General features: G+C 59.7%; 16 protein-coding genes. 10 read left to right on the top strand and 6 right to left on the bottom strand.

The annotated features are described in order from the left end of the window. Positions 1–14 precede the first annotated feature (14 nt). Complete coding sequence (gene ydiJ, locus ACQZ63_RS24480) at positions 15–3,071, top strand: D-2-hydroxyglutarate dehydrogenase YdiJ (RefSeq protein WP_173998125.1); 3,057 nt, start codon at positions 15–17, stop codon at positions 3,069–3,071. 62 nt (positions 3,072–3,133) lie between these two features. Further along, positions 3,134–3,865 (top strand): FCD domain-containing protein, encoded by a 732-nt coding sequence (locus tag ACQZ63_RS24485; protein WP_173998127.1) that lies wholly within the window; start codon positions 3,134–3,136, stop codon positions 3,863–3,865. A gap of 168 nt (positions 3,866–4,033) precedes the next feature. Here the strand turns inward: ACQZ63_RS24485 and ACQZ63_RS24490 are convergent, their stop codons facing one another. Genes ACQZ63_RS24490 through ACQZ63_RS24515 form a run of 6 tightly spaced genes read right to left on the bottom strand, consistent with a single transcriptional unit; the run spans position 4,034 to position 12,774 of the window. Next, complete coding sequence (locus tag ACQZ63_RS24490; protein WP_419457071.1) at positions 4,034–5,719, bottom strand: thiamine pyrophosphate-binding protein; 1,686 nt, start codon at positions 5,717–5,719, stop codon at positions 4,034–4,036. 27 nt (positions 5,720–5,746) lie between these two features. Next, positions 5,747–6,940 carry an NAD(P)/FAD-dependent oxidoreductase gene (locus ACQZ63_RS24495; RefSeq protein WP_173998131.1) on the bottom strand — a complete coding sequence of 398 codons (1,194 nt, stop codon included), beginning with the start codon at positions 6,938–6,940 and terminating at the stop codon, positions 5,747–5,749. 11 nt (positions 6,941–6,951) lie between these two features. Continuing rightward, positions 6,952–7,764: an NAD-dependent epimerase/dehydratase family protein gene (locus tag ACQZ63_RS24500; RefSeq protein WP_153516254.1), complete on the bottom strand. Its 813-nt coding sequence runs from the start codon at positions 7,762–7,764 to the stop codon at positions 6,952–6,954. 21 nt (positions 7,765–7,785) lie between these two features. Next, the gene (locus tag ACQZ63_RS24505; RefSeq protein WP_173998133.1) at positions 7,786–8,997 is read right to left on the bottom strand and encodes a pyridoxal phosphate-dependent aminotransferase; all 1,212 of its coding nucleotides are present in this window, start codon (positions 8,995–8,997) and stop codon (positions 7,786–7,788) included. Beyond that, positions 8,994–10,679: a hydantoinase B/oxoprolinase family protein gene (locus ACQZ63_RS24510; protein WP_173998136.1), complete on the bottom strand. Its 1,686-nt coding sequence runs from the start codon at positions 10,677–10,679 to the stop codon at positions 8,994–8,996. Before ACQZ63_RS24510 ends, ACQZ63_RS24505 begins: the two co-directional genes overlap by 4 nt. 10 nt (positions 10,680–10,689) lie before the next feature. Beyond that, a complete protein-coding gene (locus ACQZ63_RS24515) occupies positions 10,690–12,774 on the bottom strand; it encodes a hydantoinase/oxoprolinase family protein (protein ID WP_173998138.1) in 2,085 nt (694 codons plus the stop codon). A 331-nt stretch (positions 12,775–13,105) separates the two neighbouring features. Here ACQZ63_RS24515 and ACQZ63_RS24520 point away from each other — a divergent pair, with 331 nt between their 5' ends. From ACQZ63_RS24520 to ACQZ63_RS24555, 8 genes are all read left to right on the top strand, one after another. Further along, complete coding sequence (locus ACQZ63_RS24520) at positions 13,106–14,227, top strand: branched-chain amino acid ABC transporter substrate-binding protein (protein WP_173998140.1); 1,122 nt, start codon at positions 13,106–13,108, stop codon at positions 14,225–14,227. A gap of 74 nt (positions 14,228–14,301) precedes the next feature. After that, positions 14,302–15,219, top strand: a complete 918-nt coding sequence (locus tag ACQZ63_RS24525) for an ABC transporter permease subunit (RefSeq protein ID WP_173998142.1) — start codon at positions 14,302–14,304, stop codon at positions 15,217–15,219. 5 nt (positions 15,220–15,224) lie between these two features. Beyond that, entirely contained in the window at positions 15,225–16,541 is a 1,317-nt protein-coding gene (livM, locus tag ACQZ63_RS24530) for a high-affinity branched-chain amino acid ABC transporter permease LivM (RefSeq protein ID WP_173998144.1), read from the top strand. Next, positions 16,538–17,356, top strand: a complete 819-nt coding sequence (locus tag ACQZ63_RS24535) for an ABC transporter ATP-binding protein (protein WP_173998146.1) — start codon at positions 16,538–16,540, stop codon at positions 17,354–17,356. The genes livM and ACQZ63_RS24535 overlap by 4 nt, the downstream gene beginning before the upstream one ends. Beyond that, positions 17,353–18,087: an ABC transporter ATP-binding protein gene (locus tag ACQZ63_RS24540; RefSeq protein WP_173998148.1), complete on the top strand. Its 735-nt coding sequence runs from the start codon at positions 17,353–17,355 to the stop codon at positions 18,085–18,087. Before ACQZ63_RS24535 ends, ACQZ63_RS24540 begins: the two co-directional genes overlap by 4 nt. A 14-nt stretch (positions 18,088–18,101) precedes the next feature. Continuing rightward, on the top strand, positions 18,102–19,532 hold the full coding sequence (locus ACQZ63_RS24545; protein WP_173998150.1) for an aldehyde dehydrogenase family protein: 1,431 nt from the start codon (positions 18,102–18,104) through the stop codon (positions 19,530–19,532). A gap of 14 nt (positions 19,533–19,546) precedes the next feature. Continuing rightward, positions 19,547–20,296, top strand: a complete 750-nt coding sequence (locus ACQZ63_RS24550; protein ID WP_153516244.1) for an electron transfer flavoprotein subunit beta/FixA family protein — start codon at positions 19,547–19,549, stop codon at positions 20,294–20,296. Between the two features lie 24 nt (positions 20,297–20,320). Next, complete coding sequence (locus tag ACQZ63_RS24555) at positions 20,321–21,250, top strand: electron transfer flavoprotein subunit alpha/FixB family protein (RefSeq protein ID WP_173998153.1); 930 nt, start codon at positions 20,321–20,323, stop codon at positions 21,248–21,250. Positions 21,251–21,347 lie beyond the last annotated feature (97 nt).

Here is a 21,347-nt window from a genome sequence, read left to right on the forward strand (position 1 = left end):
TTTCGGACGCGCAAATGATCCCTCGCCTCGTCGCCACATCTTCCCACGCCATGCCGAGAACCGGTTTCTTCGAACACCTTGTCGAGGCGGGGTTTCGCGGAGATATCGACGTCAGTGAGGCGACACGCACCGTGTATTCCACTGACAATTCAATCTATCAGGTTGCGCCCGCCGGTGTCCTTTTTCCGCGAGGCGGTGACGATTTGGTCGCCATTTCAAAGGTGGTCTCAGAGCCGAAGTTTTCGACCGTCGTCCTCGCCATGAGGGGCGGCGGAACGGGCACGAATGGCCAGTCCCTTTCCGACGGTATCGTTGTAGATTGTTCGCGCCATATGAACCGAATTCTCGAAATAGACCCGGTTCGACGGATTGCTCGCGTCGAAGCGGGTGTCGTCAAGGATCAGTTGAACAGGGCGCTCGAACCGCATGGGCTGTTCTTCGCGCCTGAGCTCTCGACCTCCAACAGGGCGACGATCGGAGGGATGATCAACACGGATGCGTCCGGCCAGGGGTCGTGCGTCTACGGAAAAACCAGCAATCATGTAATAGGCCTCCGCGTCATATTTGCGGACGGAACCGATTGGTGGTCCCGTGCCACGACGCCGCAGCAACTGGCGCAGTTGCAACAGCGATCCGATCGCGTAGGGGAGATCTGCCGTGTCCTCGATCGGATTGAGCGGGACAATCGGATGCTGATTGACCAGACTTTCCCGAAACTGAACCGTTACCTCACCGGCTATGACCTTGCCCATCTGAGATCGGAAGACGGCGGGCTGAACGTGAATTCTGTCCTCTGCGGATCGGAGGGTACCCTGGCGATGATCGCCGAGGCGGAACTGAATCTGCTTCCAATTCCTGCCTGCGCCGCGCTCATCAACATCCGCTACGAGAATTTTAACACGGCCCTTGAAGACGCGCGCGAGCTGACGGCCATGAGGGTGGCTTCCGTCGAAACCGTGGATGAGAAGGTGTTGCGCCTGGCCAAGGGTGACATCGTCTGGCCGGCAATCTCGCTCTTCTTTCCCGATGATGCCGCGGGAATGGCCAACGGGATCAATATCGTTGAGGTTCTTGCGGACAATCAGGACGAACTGGCCGGTAAGATCGCGACGGTGACCTCGCGACTGGACAGTCATCCCATTCCGGGAAGAAACGGTTTTACGGTTGCAACGTCCAAGACGGACATCGACGCGATCTGGACGATGCGCAAGCGGGCCGTGGGGCTGCTCGGAAATGTCGAGGGGGCCGTCCGACCCGTGGCATTCGTCGAGGACACCGCAGTGCCGCCCGAGAATCTGGCTGCCTATATCCGGGAGTTCAGAGAGCTCCTGGACGGCGAGGGCCTCGAATACGGCATGTTCGGTCACGTCGACGCGGGTGTTTTGCATGTGCGGCCGGCACTCGATCTGACGCGTGAGGATCACGCTCTCCTGGTCAGGCGCGTGAGCGATAGCGTTGTCGCACTCACCCGAAAATATGGTGGCGTGCTTTGGGGCGAACATGGAAAGGGGGTCAGGTCGGAATATGTGCCGCTCTTTTTCGGCGATCTTTATCCGTGCCTGCAGGAAATCAAACAGGCGTTCGATCCCTTCAATCAACTCAATCCCGGCAAGATCGCGGCCGCCGGGCCGGGGGATCTCACAAAGATCAATGAAGTGCCGCTGCGCGGCAGCTTCGATCGCACCATCGGCGCCGAGATCCGCGCAGCCTTCGACAATGCAGCCTACTGCAACGGCAACGGCGCATGCTTCGATTTCAGCGAGACCTCGCTCATGTGCCCATCGTTCAAGGGAAGCCGTGACAGGCGCTATTCGCCAAAGGGCAGGGCTTCGCTCATGCGCGAATGGCTTCGCTTGCTGACAACAAACGGGATTGACCCGAGACGCGAGGCGGAGCGTCAAAGAAGCGCCCTCGGCTTCGGGCGCGTGGTTACTCGGGCCTGGAATTCAATCAATCCCGCCAACCGATCGGATTTTTCCCATGTGGTCCGGCAATCGATGGACACCTGTCTCGCCTGCAAGGCATGTGCTGGACAATGCCCCGTGAAGGTCAACGTTCCCGCGTTTCGGGCAAAATTCCTTGAACTGTACTATGGACGGTATCTGCGTCCTCTGAAGGATCCCTTGGTCGCGTCCATCGAAACAGTCCTGCCTGCGATGGCTTGGATGAAGTCGAGCTACAACGCATGCGTCGGCAGCCGAATTGGCCGGCGTCTTTTGACGTTCGTGGGATTGACGGCGCTGCCTGAGATGTCGCCGCGATCTGCCCGACGAGGGTTCAAGGATCGCGGTGTCGCAACCGCGACGCCTGAGCGGATCTTGCGCCTTCCGGCGGAAGAGCGTGCCCGGACGGTTGTCTTCGTACAGGACGCTTTCACGACATATTTCGATTCCCAGGTCGTTCTCGATGCCATCGACCTGGCACGACGAATGGGCTTCATTCCCTTCGTGTCAGCGCTCCACGAAAACGGCAAGGCCCTGCATGTCCACGGATATCTCGGCAGATTTGCGAGAAAGGCATCGGATACCAGCAGCTACCTGAACGCACTGTCCGAAGCGGGAGCGACGCTCGTTGGATTGGATCCGTCAATGACGCTGGTTTACCGCAGCGAATATGCGAACCTGCCTTCGATCGGCAAGGTGCCGACGGTTCTGTTGCCACAGGAGTGGCTTTCCAGGAACCTGGATCTCCTTCAACGAGGGGCCGTTCTCGGTGATATCGGGGTTTTCAAGCTGTTTCTTCACTGTACGGAACAAACCAGCGTTCCGGCCGCCGGCGCTCAATGGTCGGCTATCTTTGCAAGTCTCGGGATCAAACTGGCTCTGGCGAAAGTCGGGTGTTGTGGAATGGCCGGCACCTTCGGCCACGAGGTTCGCAATCGCGGATTATCTGACGCAATCTATGCGCTGAGCTGGACTGATGCGTTTTCTCGCCCGGAAGAAGGCGAGACATTGATGGCGACGGGGTATTCCTGTCGGTCTCAGGTGAAAATCATGGAGGAGAAGTCCCTGAAACATCCGCTTCAGGTGATCAACGCTCTCATTGTTGATAAATCGCCGTCGCTTAGCTAGGATTGACATGATATGTGATATGTGAGGTCTCTATCGAGTCCGCCGAAATTTGGAGCAATAATGTGTCCGTGATAACCCAGCGCGGCAACCTTGCCGAAATAGTCGTAGCGCAATTGACCACGCGCATCGACTCGGGCCTCTATACGCCCGGCGAGAAGATACCATCGAGCGCATTGCTATGCGAGGAGTTCGGCGTCAGCAGAACGGTCATTCGCGAGGCGCTGACGTCGCTTAAGGTCAGCGGACGCGTTATCGCCCGTCAAGGCGCCGGCGTGTATGTGACCGACAGGGACAGCAAGTCGCTCAATTTCGAGATCAGCCGGATTGACGACATCAGGTCTGCGATGCAGATCCTTGAATTGCGCCTTGGCGTGGAAATGCAGTCCGTTGCACTCGCCGCGGCACGACGCACGCCAGAGGCACTCGCCGAGATCGCCAGGGCCTATGATCATCTCGAGGGTCTTCAGACGGACGACGCAGAGATTGAAGCGCAGGCCGATTTCGAATTTCATCTAGCGATCGCAAAGGCCACGCGCAATCCGCATTTTCCGCGCTTCCTGGAAGCGGTCATCGGTGAAATTAGCTTTGATCTCGTGTTGAAGCATCGCCAGTCGGCGCGGACCTATCAGAGCTATCTGAAGAAGATCAACAAGGAGCATGCAGCGATCATGTCGGCGATCACCCAAGGGGATGCCAAGGCTGCCAAGAACGCCCTGGCGCAGCACCTTGAGGAAAGCCTCAATCGCTACCGGACCATGCTGGACGAGCCCGCCAGCACCGAACTGGCAGAATAATCCATGCGAGCCGTGCGCCAGTTTCTCGCGTCGCTCCTGGCTCTCTATGTCAACGCGTTCCATGATCCGGCGCGAGACGAGATCGACTCCAGTCCCAAGCCGGGGCGATGGGGCTGAAACATACAAAGCCCGCCCGCGCCAGCAGGCGGGCTTTGTCGTTCTGCTTGGCTATCGACCTTGCGCGATGGCCTGGTCGCGAATTTGCGAGAGGCTCATTTTCGGGGTCAGCGCCTCAGGATCAATCCTGATCTCGATCAGCGCGGGTTTTCCCGATGCCTCGGAACGCAGGAAGGCGTCGGCGAACTGCTCTGTCGCCTCGACCGTTTCACCGTGTAGCCCGTAGGAACGGGCAAGGGCGGCGAAGTCGGGGTTCGTCAGCTGCGTGCCGGAAACGCGGCCAGGATAGCTCCGTTCCTGATGCATCCGGATGGTGCCGTACATGCCGTTGTTGATGACGAGAAAGATGACACGCGCATCATACTGCATTGCCGTGGCCAGCTCCTGGCCGTTCATCAGGAAGCAGCCATCGCCTGCAAAGGCGACCACCGTGCGGGCTCGGTCGGTAATCTTCGCGGCGATCGCTGCCGGAACGCCGTATCCCATCGAGCCGTTCGTTGGTCCCAGCTGTGTGCGGAAGTGCCGGTACTGATAGAACCGGTGCGCCCATGCAGAGTAGTTGCCGGCGCCGGTCGTCAGGATCGAGTCGGCGGGCAGATGTCCGCGCAACCACGCCATGATGTCGCCCATCTGGACAGGACCGGGAACCTGTGGGTGCACCAGGTTTTCCAGATAATCAGCATGCGCGGTCCTGGTCCATTCCGTCCACCGGGGCGGAGCTGCCGGCTTGAGCTTGATTGCCTGCGAGAGAAAAGCACCGACTGCCGCGTTGATTGGAAGCGTCGCATGATAAACACGCCCCAGTTCTTCCGCGCCGGGGTGAATGTGAACAAGGATCTGCCTGGGAACCGGGATGTCGATGAGGGTGTAGGCCCCCGTCGTCATTTCACCCAGCCGGGCGCCGATAGAGATGAGGAGATCACAGTCCTTCACGTGCTGAATGAGTTTCGGGCCTGCGGCCAATCCCAGATCACCCGCATAATTGGGATGCGTGTTGTCGAACAGGTCCTGGCAGCGGAAGGACGCGGCAACGGGGAGAGAAAACGCCTCAGAAAATTTACGAAGGTTGTTGACCGCAGCTGTCGTCCAGCCGCCACCGCCGGCGACAATCATCGGCCGTTCGGCCTTATCAAGAAGGGTGACAAGTTCAGCGAGTTGCGCCTCGCCGGCATGGGCCTCGACCTTCTTGAACGCTGGAACATCAGCAACGGTTACTTCATCCGTCAGCATATCTTCCGGCAGCGCAACGACGATCGGTCCCGGACGACCGTTCATGGCCCTGTGGAACGCCTGGCTGATCAATTCCGGAATGCGGGCGGCGTCATCGATTTCGACAACCCATTTGGCCATCTGGCCGAACATCCGGCGATAGTCGAGTTCCTGGAAGGCTTCCCGTTCGACCTGATCGCGTGCGACCTGACCGATGAACAGAATCATCGGGGTCGAGTCCTGAAAGGCCGTGTGAACACCGACGGAGGCGTTGGTCGCCCCAGGCCCGCGTGTCACGAAGCAGATGCCGGGTTTACCCGTCATCTTGCCATAGGCTTCCGCCATATAGGCCGCGCCGCCTTCCTGCCGGCAGACGATCAGCTCGATGTCGTCGGCGGCGTCATGGAGTGCGTCCAGTGCCGCAAGATAGCTCTCGCCCGGCACGCAAAAAGCACGTTCGACGCCATGGATACGCAATGCGTCAATAAGAACCTGCCCGCCATTGCGGGTGTTTTTGGTGGTCGCCATCGGCATTTCCCCTCACTCTATTCTGATTTAGATGACCGCGTCTTCCAGGAAGGGGCGGTTGGCTGGCACGCGCTCGTACCCAAACGGCGACAGATCGAGCGTCTTGAAGGCGCCGTAGGTGATCAGTTCACTCAATCCCCGGCCCATGGCTGGCGATTGCTGGAGACCGTGCCCGCTGAAGCCATTGGCAAACAGGAAGTTGCGGACCGCGCTATGAGGGCCGAGAATGACGTTATGGTCGAGCGTGCAGTAGTCGTAATGCCCGGCCCAGGCATTGACGACCTTGATCGCCTCGAAGGCCGGGACGCGTTCCGCGAGGATCGGCCAGATTTCTTCCTCGAACTCGTCATGCATGACGTCGAAATCTTCGGGGTCAACTTCCGGGTCATGCTTGGGATAGGTCCCCATCAGATAGAACTGGCCCTCGGGGCGGAAGAAGACGCCGGTCGGATCGATCGTCAGGCCGACCACGCCCGGTAGCGGCGTCTTGCAGTCGACGACGAAAAGCGACCTGCGGCGCGGCTCCACGGGAATGTCGAGACCGGCCATGCGCGCCATCTTCTTGCCGCGGGTGCCCGATGCATTGACCAGGGTGCCACAGACAATCGTTTGCCCGCTTTTGGTAGTCACCGACACGATCCTGTCACCCTGACGATTGATTGCGATCACCTCGTCTTCGATATATTCGGCGCCAAGAGAGCGTGCCTTCTTGCGGAACCCTTGCATCAGGCCGGAACTGTCGAACCAGCCTTCCCCGCGCTCGCCGTAGCTGCCGAGCGTCAGACCTTCGAGGTTAAGCCACGGGAAGCGAGCGCCGAGCGCGTCCGGCTCCAGCAGTCTGACCTGCGCCCCGCACGACACCTGCGTGGCGTGGTTCCGTTCCAGAACCGCCCGCCCTTTTTCGTCGCCTGCCAGAAACAGGTAGCCGTTCTCATGGAAGCCGAGTTCCGGCGCGTCGCCATCAACAATGACATGCGTCCTGAAGTCCCGGATGAAGTCGGTGCCGAATTGCGATATCTGAACGTTGATCGGATTGGAGAATTGATGACGGATCGAACTCGACGAGAGCGCGGTCGCCGACCGGGCATAACTCCAGTCCTTTTCGATCACCAGGATCGAGCCTTTGAAATCGGGATTGGTGGCGAGGAAGTAGGCCGTGGCGCTGCCGACGACCGCGCCGCCGACAATCACCACATCATAGGACGTCTTGGAAGATTGCATGATTGCACCCGTTATTTGTGATCGTCTTCGTAATGACCGGCGGCACAGAAGCTTCCGCCCTGAAACCGCACGGCCGGATCATTCGGGTCGCCCTGCGACGTGTTGGCCAATACCTTTTCGCGGTAGTCGTCCGCGCTGTCCTGCGGCTTGTAGCCGAGGACGGCGGCCGTCCGGTTGTCCCAGAAGGACTCGCTGTTGTTCGACATGCCGTAGGCCACCATGAAGCCGACGCGGGGGGCCGCAAGGCTCTTTTCGACGAGCTGCCGGCAGTCGCGATAGGATAGCCAGGTGATCAGGTGGCGGCGGTCGGTTGGCTCGGGAAAGCTCGAGCCGATGCGAAGCGACACCGTCTCGATGCCGAACTTGTCGAAGTAGTAGCGTGCGAGATTTTCCACGAACGTTTTGGAAACGCCGTAGAGACTGTCCGGCCGTGTCGGGACATTGCCGTCGATCATCTCGGTGCGTTCGTAAAAGCCGATTGCATGCACCGAACTTGCATAGACGATACGTTTCACGCCGTGCTGCCGCGCGGCCTCGTAGAGGTTGTAGCTGCCTGCGATGTTGGCATCGAGAATGGTCTTCCACGGTCCTTCAAGACCCTGGCCGCCCATGTGGATGATCGCATCACAGCCTTTGACCGCCGCAGAGACGGCGTCGAAATCGGCAAGGTCAGCCGGCATATCCTCCTCGTGAGGCGCCAGATCCTGGCACGATTTGCGTGCGGATAGACGAACGATTTTGCCAAGCTTGGTGCCCGATTTGCGCAGTTCGGTCCCGAGCGCACCGGCAGCACCGGTGAGAAGCGTACGCTGGTAATCAGTCATGATCTTATCCCGCAATCATATTCAACGAAGTTGGGCGAGCGCGTCGGCGACCCGATCGATCGCAATAGACAGGTTTTCCTGCGACGTCGCGAATGACAGGCGGATATAGGGTTCGACGCCGAACGCCGCCCCTGGAACCGTCGCCACCTTGGCGGATGTCAGCAGGTAGCTCGCCAGTTCCGTATCGTTGCCGATGCGGCTGCCGTCCGGGGCGGTCTTGCCAATATAAGCGGCGAATTTCGGGAAAAGATAAAACGCTCCGTCAGGTGGCCGCACTTCCAGGCCCGGGATTGCCGAAAAGCCCTTGGCGACCAGCGCACCGCGCCGCTTGTATTCGGCAACGGCGCGCGTCACGAAGTCCTGCGGCCCATTCAGAGCCGCCGCTGCGGCGATCTGCGAGATCGACGAGGGGCAGGTCGTGCTTTGCGACTGCATCTTGTTCAGAACCTTTGTCAGGCTCGTTGGACCGGCGGCATAGCCGAGCCGCCAGCCGGTCATCGCATAGGCTTTCGAAACCCCATTGATGATCAGCGTCCGGTCGGCAAGCTGCGGGCAGGCATTGGCAAACGACGTGAACGGAACATCGCCGCAGACGATATGCTCGTAAATCTCGTCCGACATGACGGACACGTGTGGGTGACGGTCCAGCACCGCGCCCAGCGCCGCAAGCTCGGCTGCCGTATAGATGGCGCCGGTCGGGTTGGAGGGGGAATTGAACAGGAACCAGCGGGTCTTCGGCGTAATGGCCGCTTCGAGGCGCTTCGGTGTCAATTTGAAATCATCTTCCACGCCGCAGGGGACAACCCGCGGAACACCGCCATGGAGGATGACGATATCCGTATAGGAGACCCAATAGGGAGCGGGAACGACGACCTCGTCGCCCGGCTCCAACGTGCCGAGAAAGGCATTGAACAGAATTTGTTTTGCACCATTGCCAATCGAAATCTGGTCCGTGGCGTAGTCCAGACCGTTTTCGCGCTTGAACTTTGCAACGATCGCCGCGCGAAGCTCCTCCAGGCCATCGGGGCTGGTGTATCGCGTCTTGCCGTTGCGCATCGCTTCGATTGCCGCTTCGACGATAAAGTCCGGCGTTTCGAAGTCCGGCTCGCCCAGCGAAAGGTCGATGACGTTCTCACCCTTGGCGCGCATCGCCTTGGCGGCCATCGAAACGGCCATGGACGGTGACGACTTGATGCTCGCTGCCTTGGTGCTCTCGAACCTGATCATATTCATGCTTCCGCTCCTCCCGCCTTTTTGTCTGTGCCCGTCTTCTTGTCCGTATATGTCTCTGCCTGCTCAGCCGTGATGTAGCCTTGCTTCAGATCATGGCTCACCGTCGTGGCAGGCCGCTCGGATGGATCACCATAACCGCCACCGCCGGGAAGCTGGAGAACGAGCTTCCTGTCTGCCGGCACGAACTGCAGGCCCTTGCCGCGCAATTGGGTGCCATCATCCAGCGAAACCGACCCGGAAGCACCGGCCTGGCCGCCGTCGCGGCCGCGCGCCGGATGTTCGAGCCGGTCGAACATGGCCGAAAACCGGAAGCTGTAGCCTTCGGCAGCCGAGATCTCGATGGTTTGTCCGAGACCGCCGCGATGCGCACCGGCGCCACCCGATCCCTCGCGCAATTCCTTGCGCCAGACGATCACCGGGCCGACATTTTCGGTCGCCTCGATCGGCATCGTGTGCACGCCGCTTGGAAAGGCGGTGGCGTTGAGGCCGTCCAGGGCAGGGCGCGCACCGCTTCCGCCGGAATTGAACATCAGGATTTCAGCACCCTTGCCGCCGATCTGGTCGGAGACCGGGCGAACGCTCATGTGAAGGTTCCAGAGCGCGCTGGCACCTTCGGCCGGCACCTGGCCGGGCAACGCCTGGTGAAGGGCTCCCAGCACGAGATCGGGGACAAAATGACCGAGCACATGACGGACAGCCACGGGTGCCGGCCGTTTTGCGTTGAGAATGCAGCCTTCCGGCGCAACCACATCGAACGGCGCCAGCGAAGCGGCATTGTTGGGGATCTCGGGCGCCACCACGCATTTGATGCCGTAGCAGGCATAGGCCTTGGCATAGACGAGAGGGACATTGATGCCGAACTTGCTCATGCCGGAGGTGCCGTCAAAGTCGACCAGCACGCCGTCGGCGCCGATGGTGAGCTTGGCAGCCAAGGTCACCGGCTCGTCGTAACCGTCGAGATCGAGGCTGTAGGACCAGCTTCCATGTGGAAGATTGCGTAGCCGCTCGAGGGTCGCTTCGCGGCTGTGCTTGAGAATGAACGCGCCGATCGTGCCGAGATCGTCGAGATTGAATTCCGTCAGCATGTCGATCAGGCGGCGATGACCGGTTTCGTTGCAGGCCGCCAGCGCATAGAAGTCGCCCACCACCTTGTCGCTTTCGCGAACGTTGTTCCTGACGATCTCGATCAGTGTGCGGTCCAGTTTTCCGCGATCGAAGAACTTCATGATCGGGATGAAGAGGCCTTCTTCATACACTTCGCGCGCGTCGGGCCCGAAGCCGCGACCGCCGATATCGACGACATGCGCCGTCGATGCGAAATAGCCGACCAGTTTGCCGCGGTGGAAGGACGGCGTCACGATGGTGATGTCGTGAAGATGGCCGGTGCCTTTCCAGGGATCGTTGGTGATATAGACGTCGCCCTCGAAAATATTGCCGGGGCCGATATCATTGATGAAATGCGCAACCGATTCCGCCATCGCGTTGACGTGGCCGGGCGTGCCGGTGACGGCCTGCGCCAGCATCTGACCTTTAAGATCGAAGACGCCAGCGGACAGGTCGCCCGCTTCGCGAACGCTGGTGGAAAAAGCGGTTCTGATGAGGGTCTGCGCCTGTTCCTCGACGACCGAGATGAGGCGGTTCCACATGACCTGCATATGGATATCGATCATGGACTGGTTCATGGGATCTTCCTCAGAGACGGGTTACGAGAAGGCAGCCGTCGGTCTGGACGGTTGCCTTGAACGAAGAGGTGAGAACAGTCGACGTTTCCCGTTCGACGATGACGGCAGGGCCGTTGACGACATTGCCGGGTACCAGATCGGTGCGATCGTGAATGCCTGCGTCGAGAAACGCGTTGCTGGCCGCATCGAAAAGCTTGCGCTGCGATGCTGGTGTCACCACGGCGCCCGTTGCGACGGGCGCAACCCTGGCGACGTCCGGAAGCGGTGAGCTTGCCTTGACCGACCAGCTGACGATCTCGATTTCCAGCCCCTCGATGGCGCGGCCAAAAAAGCGGGCATATTCAAGCTCGAACAGTTCAATGATCGCGGCAGCACTCGTGCCATCGAATTGTTCGAAGGCGAGGGCGACTGGAATGTCCCAGCCCTGTCCGGCATAGCGCATGAACACCGTGCGCTCGATGACAGGCTGCACGCCCTCGAGACCGCCTTCGACAAAGCTCAGAGCCTCGTCGGTCATCGCGGCGACGAGTTTATTGGCCTCCGCCGCATTGAACCGCTGGAGATTGAACACAGCGCTTCGCACAGATTCGTAGCCGAAAGGAGCCCGCAGAAAGCCAATCGCCGAGCCGACGCCGGCGCCGGGCGGAACGAGGAAGGTCGATATGCCCATTTTTTCGCAAAGACGTGCGGCGTGGAGCGGTCCGGCGCCGCCGAAGGTGATCATGGTGAAGTCGGAGATGTCCTTGCCGTTTTCAACCGTGTGAACGCGTCCGGCATTGGCCATGTTTTCATCGACCATCTCGCATGTGCCATAGGCGGCCGCATCGGCGTCCAGATTGAGGAGCGCGCCGATCTCGTTCACCATTGCCGCGCGGCCTGCCTCAACGGACAGCGGAATGGCACCGCCTGCAAAATTGTCGGGATCGAGCTTGCCGAGAATGAGGTCGGCATCGGTGACTGTCGGCCGGGTGCCGCCGCGCTGATAGCAGGCAGGCCCGGGCTCGGACGCCGCGCTATGCGGGCCGACGCGGATCTGGCGCATCGAATCGACGCTGGCGATGGAACCGCCGCCGGCGCCGATTTCAACCATTTCGACAACCGGAATGGAAATTGGCATACCGCTGCCTTTGCGGAAGCGGTAGGTCCGTGCCACTTCGAATGTCTTGGCGGTTTTGGGAACCTGCTTCTCGATCAGGCAGATTTTCGCCGTTGTCCCGCCCATGTCGAACGACAGAACGGCATCGAGACCATGGTGGCGCGCAATGTCGGCAGCGAAGATAGCGCCGCCCGCCGGGCCGGATTCCACAAGGCGAACCGGAAACTCGGATGCGCTTGTCACGGAGACGATCCCGCCGCCCGAATGGATCATGTAGACCGGGCAGCCGACGCCGATCTCTTTCAGGGCGATCACCAGCCGGTCCAGATAGGATTTGATCGCCGGCTTTACATAGGCATTTGCGCAGACCGTGTTGAAGCGCTCGAATTCGCGCATCTGCGGCGACACCTCGGACGATATCGAGACCGAGAGGGCCGGCATGCGCTCAAGCATCGCTGAGCGGACCTGTGCCTCGTGCGCGCCGTTCGCATAGGCATGAATGAAGCCGATCGCAACGCTTTCGTATCCGCCAGCTTCAATCGCGTCCACAGCGGCTTTCACCGAGGCGTCGTCGAGCGCAAGCAACACCTTTCCGGATGCATCGACGCGCTCGCGGACAATGAAGCGGTCGGCGCGCTCGATGAGGGCGGGCGGCAAGACAATGTTCAGATCGTACTGCTCGAAACGGTTTTCCGTGCGCATTTCGAGAACATCGCGAAATCCCTCCGTCGTGACGAATGCCGTTTTCGCACCGCGCCGCTCAATCAGCGCGTTGGTCGCGAGCGTGGTGCCGTGGATGAGGATGTCGATCTCTGAAAGGTGAATGCCGGCAAGCTCGGCGACCGCCTTGACGCCTTTGAGAATGGCCCGCTCAGGAGCGGTGTAGTCCGTGAGGATCTTGGTGGAATGCAGCGCGCCGTCCAGATCGAGAGCGATGTCGGTAAAAGTTCCACCGATATCGACTCCGACGCGGCAGTTTCGTCGTGCATTGTTCACCATTTTTGATCCCCAGTTTCGTGAGCAGCTATTTGGTCCCGTTCATACAGGCGCGCACATTATCTTCGCGTTTTCAATAGCTTCCAACCAATTTTACAGCAGTCGGGCGCGCCGATAATTCCGCTTGACGTTCATCGGATATATCACTTATCATACATGTGTCAACTGGAAAGCAACCACGACGCCTCCAACGGCTAAAGCGCCCCGAGCGCAACGGAAAGGAACTTTTGAGATCGATTGCACGGCCCTGAGCGGTCGCAAGAAAACCAGGACGCGGGACGCACCTGCGCCGGATGAAGCCAACGAACCGGTTTTAAACCAGAGGGAAATGATGATGAAATCCGTAACAAAATTTTTGGCTACCACTGCGGTGATGACCTCGCTGCTCGTCGCACCCGCGCTTGCCGCAGACACGATCAAGATCGGTGTGGCAGGCCCGATGACCGGTGCCAACGCCACATTTGGCGAACAGGTCTGGACCGGCGTTTCGGCCTATATCAAAGACGTGAACGCGGCAGGAGGCGTGGAAGGCAAGCAGATCGAGCTCGTCAAGGGCGATGACGCCTGCGAGCCGAAGCAAGCCGTGGCAGTGGCAAACCGTTTTGTCGATCAGGACAAGGTACAGGCGGTTGTCGGTCATTTCTGCTCTTCAAGCACCATTCCGGCATCGGAAATTTACAATGACGCCGGCGTTCTGACCGTAACGCCGTCTTCCACCAATCCGATCGTGACGGATCGCGGCTTCGACACAATGTTCCGCACCTGCGGCCGCGACGACCAGCAGGCCGTGGTGGCAGGTGGCTTCATTCTCGATACGCTGAAGCTCACCAAGATCGCGCTGATCCATGACAAGGACACCTACGGCCAGGGCCTGGTGGACGCGCTGAAGCGGACCCTTGCGGAACGTGGCGTCGAGCCGGTTCTCTATGAAGGCCTGACCCGTGGCGAACGCGACTTCAACGCGCTTGTCACCAAGATCAAGAGCTCCGGTGCAGAGGCCGTCTATTTCGGGGGGCTTATCCCGGAAGCTGGCCCTTTGATCCGCCAGCTTCAGGAACAAGGCCTCACTGTCAAATTCGTTAGCGGCGATGCGCTCGCGCAGACCGAAATCGTAACATCCGCCGGCGGTGCGCAGAACCTGACGAATGTCTACTACTCATCCGCGGCTGATCCCCTGAAAGACCCTGAGACCGCCGACGCCCAGGCTACATTGAAGAAGGCAAATATCGCGCCGGACAACTACACGCTGTTTGGTTACGCCAGCGCCCAGACCATCGTCGCTGCGCTGCAAGGCACCAAGGATGGCGATGTGAAATCGCAGATCGAGTGGCTGCGAAAGAATGACGTCAAATCGGCGGTCGGCAAGCTCGGCTGGAACGACAAGGGCGACGTCAAGGACTTCAAGTTCGTCTTTTACAAATTCGACGACAAGGGCACCCCCGTCGCTTCGAACTGACATCCGCACAAGCGAGCCGGCCGAGGCATCTTCGGCCGGCATTCTTTTGCCAAACAATAAAAATGGGGGTCGCCATGGATTTTTACATTCTGGCACAACAGCTGGTGAACGGTATCACACTGGGCACGATCTACGGCTTGATCGCCGTTGGCTACACAATGGTTTACGGTGTTATCCGGATGATCAATTTTGCACACGGCGACGTGTACATGGTTTCCGCCTATATCGCAGCGATTTCGCTTGCCTTGCTGAGCTTCTTCGGGGTCCAGTCGGTTCCTTTCGCGCTTGTCTCCGTACTCGTCATCACCTGTTTCGTCACTGGCGTATACGGCTGGGCGATCGAACGGGTGGCCTATAGTCCGTTGCGCGGCTCGACAAAACTCGCCCCATTGATCTCCGCCATCGGCATATCGTTGATGCTGCAAAGCTATGTGCAGATTGCCCAGGGCGCTCGCGATCAGGGCGTGCCGATCTTGATCAGCGGCGCCTTTCGCTTCGGCACGGAAAAGGATTTCGCGCAGATCACCTACATGCAGGTCGTGATCTTGCTGGCGTCGCTGATTGCCATGGCGATCCTGACCTATGTGATCAACCACACGCAGATCGGCCGGCAATGCCGGGCCACGCAGCAAAACCGGGGAATCTCTGCCGTTCTCGGAGTGAACACCGACAGGATCATCTCGACGGTTTTCGTCATCGGAGCCTCAACGGCTGCCGTTGGCGGGACGCTGGTGACCTTCAACTACGGATCGTTCAACTTCTTCATCGGCTTCGTCATGGGTATCAAGGCGTTCACCGCCGCCGTGCTCGGCGGGATCGGATCGTTGCCCGGCGCCATTCTTGGAGGGCTCTTGCTTGGACTGACCGAAGCGCTTTTCGCAGGCTATGTCAGCACGGACTACAAGGACGTTTTCGCCTTCGCCCTTCTCATCATCATCCTGTTCTTCCGCCCCTACGGTCTGTTGGGCCGGCCGGAAATCCAGAAGGTCTGACCTCAATGGAAAACGCTATCAAGCCAAATCTAGTTGTGAAGCTGGCCAAGGAGGCACTCTTCACCTTCGTGATCGCTCTTATCGTCCTGGGTCCGATCTCCGGTCTCGTTCTTGAGGGGTTCTCGTTCAGAAGCGAGTTGGCGCGCGCCCTTTCGCTTGCTGCAACCGTCGCTGCAGGACGCGTTCTTGTTTCGCTGGCGCTCACCACTGCAATCGGCTCAAGGCTGCTCGAACGCTTCAACCGCAATAGCGGAGGCGGGGTAACCGTCAACACGGGCAAGGAGAAATTTCCCTACCCTCTTCTCGCTCTGGTGATAGTCGGGGGCCTGGTGTTCCCAGCCTTCTCGGACAAATATTACCTTGGTGTGGCAATCCTCGCCCTCATCTACGTTTTGCTCGGCCTTGGCCTCAATATCGTGGTCGGTCTTGCGGGGCTTCTCGATCTCGGCTTTGTCGCTTTCTATGCCGTCGGCGCCTATCTTCTGGCGCTGGGGTCACAGTATCTCGGGCTGGGCTTCTGGAGCGCGCTCCTCATCGCCCCATTCCTCGCAGGCCTGTTCGGTATGATCCTGGCATTCCCTGTCCTTCGTATGCACGGCGACTACCTTGCCATCGTGACGCTTGGATTCGGCGAGATCATCCGCCTGGTCCTGACCAACTGGCTGGAGTTTACAGGCGGGCCGAACGGCGCTCCTGCGCCGCCACCGACACTCTTCGGGCTCGAATTTACCAGAACCGCTCGCCAGGGCGGCGTGCCCTTCCACGAATATTTCGGTATTCCCTATAGTGCCGACTATAAATTCTGGCTGATCTACATCGTACTGTTTCTCGTCGTCTGCGCCGTGGTCTATGCGGTCCATCGCTTGCGCGCCATGCCGCTCGGCCGCCTGTGGGAGGCGCTCAGAGAAGACGAGATCGCCTGCCGCTCGCTTGGGGTGAACCACGTGTTCACCAAGCTTTCGGCCTTCATGCTGGGGGCTTCCACCGGCGGTCTCGCAGGCGTCTTCTTCGCGGTGCATCAGGGCTTCGTGAATCCCACGTCGTTTACATTCTTCGAGTCGGCCTTGATCCTTGCAATCGTCGTCCTCGGCGGTCTGGGATCGACGGTCGGTGTCATCTTCGCCGCACTGGTCCTGACCATTCTGCCGGAGGTTTTGCGGGATTTTGCCGAGTATCGGGTTTTTGTCTTCGGCATTCTCATGGTCGTCATGATGATCTGGAAGCCACGCGGGTTGGTGCGGATCACGCGGCCGGCCTTCTTCCCCTCGACGTCATCCGCCGTTGCCATGAATGCGAACCAGCCTTTGGAGGTGGCACGATGAGAGACGCTGTCCTCCAGGTCGAGAACGTGACGATGCGGTTTGGTGGCATCGTCGCCAACAGAAATGTCAGCTTCAAGGTAAAGCAGGGCGACATAACGGCATTGATCGGGCCGAACGGCGCAGGAAAGACCACGATTTTCAACTGCATCACCGGCTTCTATCGCGCCAGCGAAGGCCGCATCGTCCTGCAGTCGAATGGTCGTTCGTGCAACATCGGTGATTTGATCACCAAGCCGATCGTAGGTGGCTCACACCTGGTTACACGCGCAGGCATCGCCAGGACCTTCCAGAACATCCGGCTCTTCAAGGAAATGACGGTCGTGGAAAACCTGCTGATCGCACAGCACCTGGCAACCACCAACAACCTTCTCAGTGGCATCTTCAAAACGCCGCGCTTCCGCAAGACAGAGGTCGAAGCCATCGATCGGGCCTACTACTGGCTTGGTCAGATGAACTTGGTTGAGGATGCCAACCGCCTTGCCGGCCAACTGCCCTATGGTCGTCAGCGCCGTCTGGAAATCGCTCGCGCCATTTGTACCTCTCCAAAGCTCATCTGCCTGGATGAGCCTGCGGCGGGCCTCAACCCCTCCGAGACGCGGGAACTCTCGCAGGTGATCCGGCGCCTGCGATCGGATCATGACCTGACCGTTCTCGTGATCGAGCACGACATGGGTCTCGTGATGAGCATCGCCGATCACATCGTTGTCCTCGACCATGGCGAGGCGATCTCGGACGGCACCCCAAGCGAGGTCGCAAACGACCCTGCCGTCATCGCCGCCTATCTCGGCGTCAGCGAAGAGGAAGTAACGCAATGAGCACTCCAGCACCCGCATCCAAACCTCTGTTGGAATTCGTCGGCGTCGAAGCCCATTACGGCGCGATCCAGGCCCTGAAAACCGTCGACGTGCACGTGTGTGCGGGCGAGATCGTCAGCCTGATCGGCGCCAATGGAGCGGGCAAGACCACCTTGCTCTCCACGATCTTCGGCGTCCCGCGTGCATCATCGGGTCAGATCCGCCACCGCGGCGAAGACATCTCCAAGTTGCCCACCAACACGATTGCGAGACGGGGCATCTCTCTCGTTCCGGAGGGCCGGCAGATTTACCAGGACATGACTGTCGAGGAAAATCTGATGATGGGCACCACGGCGATCGGAATGTCGCACTTCGATGAAGACCGGGCGGCGATGTTCGAGCTTTTCCCTCGGCTGAAAGAACGCCGCAATCAAACTGCCGGAACCATGTCCGGCGGCGAGCAGCAGATGCTTGCCATTGCGCGTGCCTTGATGGCGCGTCCCGAGCTCATCCTCTTCGACGAGCCGTCGCTCGGCCTGGCACCTCTTGTCGTCAAACGGGTCTTTGAAGTTCTGGCGGAGATCGCGGCGATGGGAAAGACGATTTTCCTGGTCGAACAAAATGCCAATCATGCGCTGAAGCTGTCTCAACGCGCATACGTCATGGTCAACGGAAAGATCCAATTGTCCGGCGACAGCGCTTCGCTTCTCGCCAACGAGGACGTGCGCAAGGCCTATCTCGGTCTTCACTAATTCAGGAAACGACGATGTTACATAAGAATCTCATTGCCGGTGAGTGGGTCGGCGGCGACGCATCCACCAACATCAATCCTTCCAATACCAACGAGGTTGTCGGCGAATTCGCCAGGGCCTCCACTGACGACACCCTGGCTGCGATTGCAGCCGCCAAAAGTGCGTTTCCCGCATGGTCGCGATCGCCTATCCTCGAGCGCCACGCCATCCTCAAGAAAGCTGGCGATGAAATCATGGCCCGCAGGGAGGAGCTTGGGTCACTCCTCGCCCGGGAGGAGGGAAAAACCCTTCCCGAGGCGATCGGTGAGACCGTCCGCGCCGCGCAAATCTTCGACTTCTTCGCCGGCGAGGCCCTGCGCCTTTCCGGAGAGACACTGCCATCCGTTCGGCCGGGCGTCGGTATCGAGATCACCCGCGAGGCCGTCGGCGTCATCGGGATCATCACGCCGTGGAATTTTCCGATCGCCATTCCCGCCTGGAAAATCGCGCCGGCACTGTGTTTTGGAAACACCGTGGTCTTCAAACCTGCCGACCTCGTTCCCGCCAGTTCCTGGGCCCTGGTCGAAATACTGCATCGGGCGGGTCTGCCAGCAGGCGTCCTCAACCTCGTGATGGGGAAGGGCTCAGTAGTCGGACAGACGATACTGGATAGTCCTGATGTGAATGCGATCACTTTTACCGGATCGACAGGCACCGGAAAGCGCGTCGCCATCTCCTCTGTCGAGCACAATCGGAAATTCCAGCTCGAGATGGGCGGAAAAAATCCGTTTGTGGTTCTCGATGACGCGGATCTGACGGTCGCTGTTGAGGCTGCAGCCAATTCATCCTTCTTCTCGACGGGTCAGCGCTGCACGGCATCCTCGCGTCTGATCGTCACAGAAGGTGTCCATGACCGGTTTGTCGCAGCCCTTTCCGAGCGCCTAAAGTCTCTTGTCGTCGACGATGCCCTGAAAGCCGGCACCCAGATCGGCCCGGTCGTGGATGCGAGCCAGCTCAAACAGGATGTCGACTATATTTCGATCGGGAAAGGTGAGGGGGCAAAGCTCGCCTTTGGAGGCGATATTCTTAAGCGAGAAACTCCCGGGTTCTATCTCCAGCCGGCGCTGTTCACCGAGGCCACGAATGCGATGAGGATTAGCCGGGAAGAGATATTTGGCCCAGTTGCAGCGGTCATCCGCGTCAAGGACTACGAGGAAGCGTTGTCGGTGGCGAACGATACCGCGTTCGGTCTGTCCTCCGGCATTGCGACGACGAGTCTAAAGCACGCAACGCATTTCAAGAGAAATTCGGAAGCCGGCATGGTCATGGTCAATTTGCCAACAGCGGGCGTGGATTTCCATGTGCCGTTTGGCGGCCGCAAGGGTTCGTCCTACGGGCCACGCGAACAGGGCAGGTACGCCGCCGAGTTTTATACAACAGTCAAGACCGCCTACACGTTGGCATAGCTGGAGATACAAAGATGAAAATCATGGTCACCGTCAAGCGTGTCGTCGATTACAACGTGAAGATCCGGGTGAAGCCGGATGGTTCCGGGGTTGAGCTTGCCAATGTGAAGATGTCGATGAACCCGTTCGACGAGATTTCGGTCGAGGAGGCGTTGCGGCTGAAGGAAGCCGGCAAGGTCGAGGAAGTGGTCGTCGTCTCGGTTGGCCCGGCCAAGGCCGAGGAGACGCTGCGCACCGCTCTTGCCATGGGCGCCGACCGGGCGATCCTGGTCGAGACCGATGATGCCGTCGAACCGCTGGCGGTTGCCAAGATCATCAAGGGCGTGGCGGAAGCCGAACAGCCCGGCCTGATCATCGTCGGCAAGCAGGCGATCGATGATGACTCCAACCAGACCGGCCAGATGCTGTCAGCGCTGCTCGGCTGGGCGCAGGGCACGTTCGCCTCGAAGATCGAGATCGGTGACGGCAAGGCGCAAGTGACCCGCGAAGTCGACGGCGGTCTGCAGACCATCGAGATCAAACTTCCAGCCGTTGTTACCACCGACCTGCGTTTGAATGAGCCGCGCTATGCCTCGCTGCCGAACATCATGAAGGCGAAGAAGAAGCCGCTCGACAAGAAGAGCCCGGCCGATTTCGGCGTCGATACGAGCCCGCGCCTGAAAGTTCTGAAGACCGAGGAGCCCTCGGGTCGCAAGGCCGGCATCAAGGTCAAGACGGTCGCCGAGCTGGTCGACAGGCTCAAGAACGAAGCCGGCGTGCTTTAAGGTCCAGAAAAGGAGACTAACACCATGGCCATTCTTCTTCTGGCTGACCACGACAACGCAACGCTTTCCGACCAGACCGCCAAGGCGCTGACGGCTGCTGCCAAGATCGGCGGCGACGTCCACGTTCTCGTGGCCGGCAAGGGCGCCAAGGCCGCGGCCGATGCGGCGGCAAAACTGACCGGCGTTTCCAAGGTTCTGCTTGCCGACAGCGACGACCTTGCCAACAATCTGGCCGAGCCCTTAGCAGCCCTGATCGTCTCGCTGGCCGGTTCCTACGACACCATCCTCTCGGCCGCCACCTCGACCGGCAAGAACGTCCTGCCGCGCGTTGCAGCGCTGCTCGACATCGCCCAGATTTCGGAAATCATCGAGGTCATCTCGGCCGATACCTTCAAGCGCCCGATCTATGCCGGCAATGCCATCCAGACGGTGCAGACGACCGAGCCCAAGAAGGTCATCACCGTTCGCACGGCGTCCTTCGCCTCGGCCGGCGAAGGCGGTTCGGCTGCCGTGGAAACCATCACGGCTGCGGCCAATCCGGGTCTTTCGACTTTCGTCAAGGACGCCCTGTCCTCGTCCGACCGTCCGGAACTGACCTCGGCCAAGATCATCATCTCCGGCGGCCGGGCGCTCGGTTCTGCGGAAAAATTCCAGGAAGTCATCCTGCCCGTCGCTGACAAGCTCGGTGCCGCCGTCGGCGCATCGCGCGCAGCGGTCGATGCAGGCTATGCACCGAACGATTGGCAGGTTGGCCAGACCGGCAAGGTCGTCGCCCCGCAGCTCTACATCGCGGTCGGCATATCCGGCGCCATCCAGCATCTGGCCGGCATGAAGGATTCAAAGGTCATCGTCGCCATCAACAAAGACGAGGAAGCCCCGATCTTCCAGGTCGCAGACTACGGCCTCGTCGGCGACCTCTTCGTCATCCTGCCGGAACTCGAAAAAGCACTCTAAGAGGCGTTGTTGCAGGGATCGGAGCGCAGGTGAGACGACGGATTCTACCAAAACTTGGAGGAAGATAAGGGGCTCAGGTCAGGACTAGACGACGATC

The organism is Agrobacterium sp. CG160-95 (assembly GCF_053521725.1).

Bases quoted from the DNA above. Each gene is read 5' to 3' on its own strand.
- ACQZ63_RS24490 (WP_419457071.1), bottom strand. From the start codon at position 5,719: ATGGCGACCACCAAAAACACCCGCAATGGCGGGCAGGTTCTTATTGAC.
- ACQZ63_RS24540 (WP_173998148.1), top strand. From the start codon at position 17,353: ATGAGCACTCCAGCACCCGCATCCAAACCTCTGTTGGAATTCGTCGGC.
- ACQZ63_RS24525 (WP_173998142.1), top strand. From the start codon at position 14,302: ATGGATTTTTACATTCTGGCACAACAGCTGGTGAACGGTATCACACTG.
- ACQZ63_RS24510 (WP_173998136.1), bottom strand. From the start codon at position 10,679: ATGAACCAGTCCATGATCGATATCCATATGCAGGTCATGTGGAACCGC.
- ACQZ63_RS24535 (WP_173998146.1), top strand. From the start codon at position 16,538: ATGAGAGACGCTGTCCTCCAGGTCGAGAACGTGACGATGCGGTTTGGT.
- ACQZ63_RS24545 (WP_173998150.1), top strand. From the start codon at position 18,102: ATGTTACATAAGAATCTCATTGCCGGTGAGTGGGTCGGCGGCGACGCA.
- ydiJ (WP_173998125.1), top strand. From the start codon at position 15: ATGATCCCTCGCCTCGTCGCCACATCTTCCCACGCCATGCCGAGAACC.
- ACQZ63_RS24495 (WP_173998131.1), bottom strand. From the start codon at position 6,940: ATGCAATCTTCCAAGACGTCCTATGATGTGGTGATTGTCGGCGGCGCG.
- ACQZ63_RS24550 (WP_153516244.1), top strand. From the start codon at position 19,547: ATGAAAATCATGGTCACCGTCAAGCGTGTCGTCGATTACAACGTGAAG.
- ACQZ63_RS24515 (WP_173998138.1), bottom strand. From the start codon at position 12,774: ATGGTGAACAATGCACGACGAAACTGCCGCGTCGGAGTCGATATCGGT.
- livM (WP_173998144.1), top strand. From the start codon at position 15,225: ATGGAAAACGCTATCAAGCCAAATCTAGTTGTGAAGCTGGCCAAGGAG.
- ACQZ63_RS24505 (WP_173998133.1), bottom strand. From the start codon at position 8,997: ATGAATATGATCAGGTTCGAGAGCACCAAGGCAGCGAGCATCAAGTCG.
- ACQZ63_RS24520 (WP_173998140.1), top strand. From the start codon at position 13,106: ATGAAATCCGTAACAAAATTTTTGGCTACCACTGCGGTGATGACCTCG.
- ACQZ63_RS24500 (WP_153516254.1), bottom strand. From the start codon at position 7,764: ATGACTGATTACCAGCGTACGCTTCTCACCGGTGCTGCCGGTGCGCTC.
- ACQZ63_RS24555 (WP_173998153.1), top strand. From the start codon at position 20,321: ATGGCCATTCTTCTTCTGGCTGACCACGACAACGCAACGCTTTCCGAC.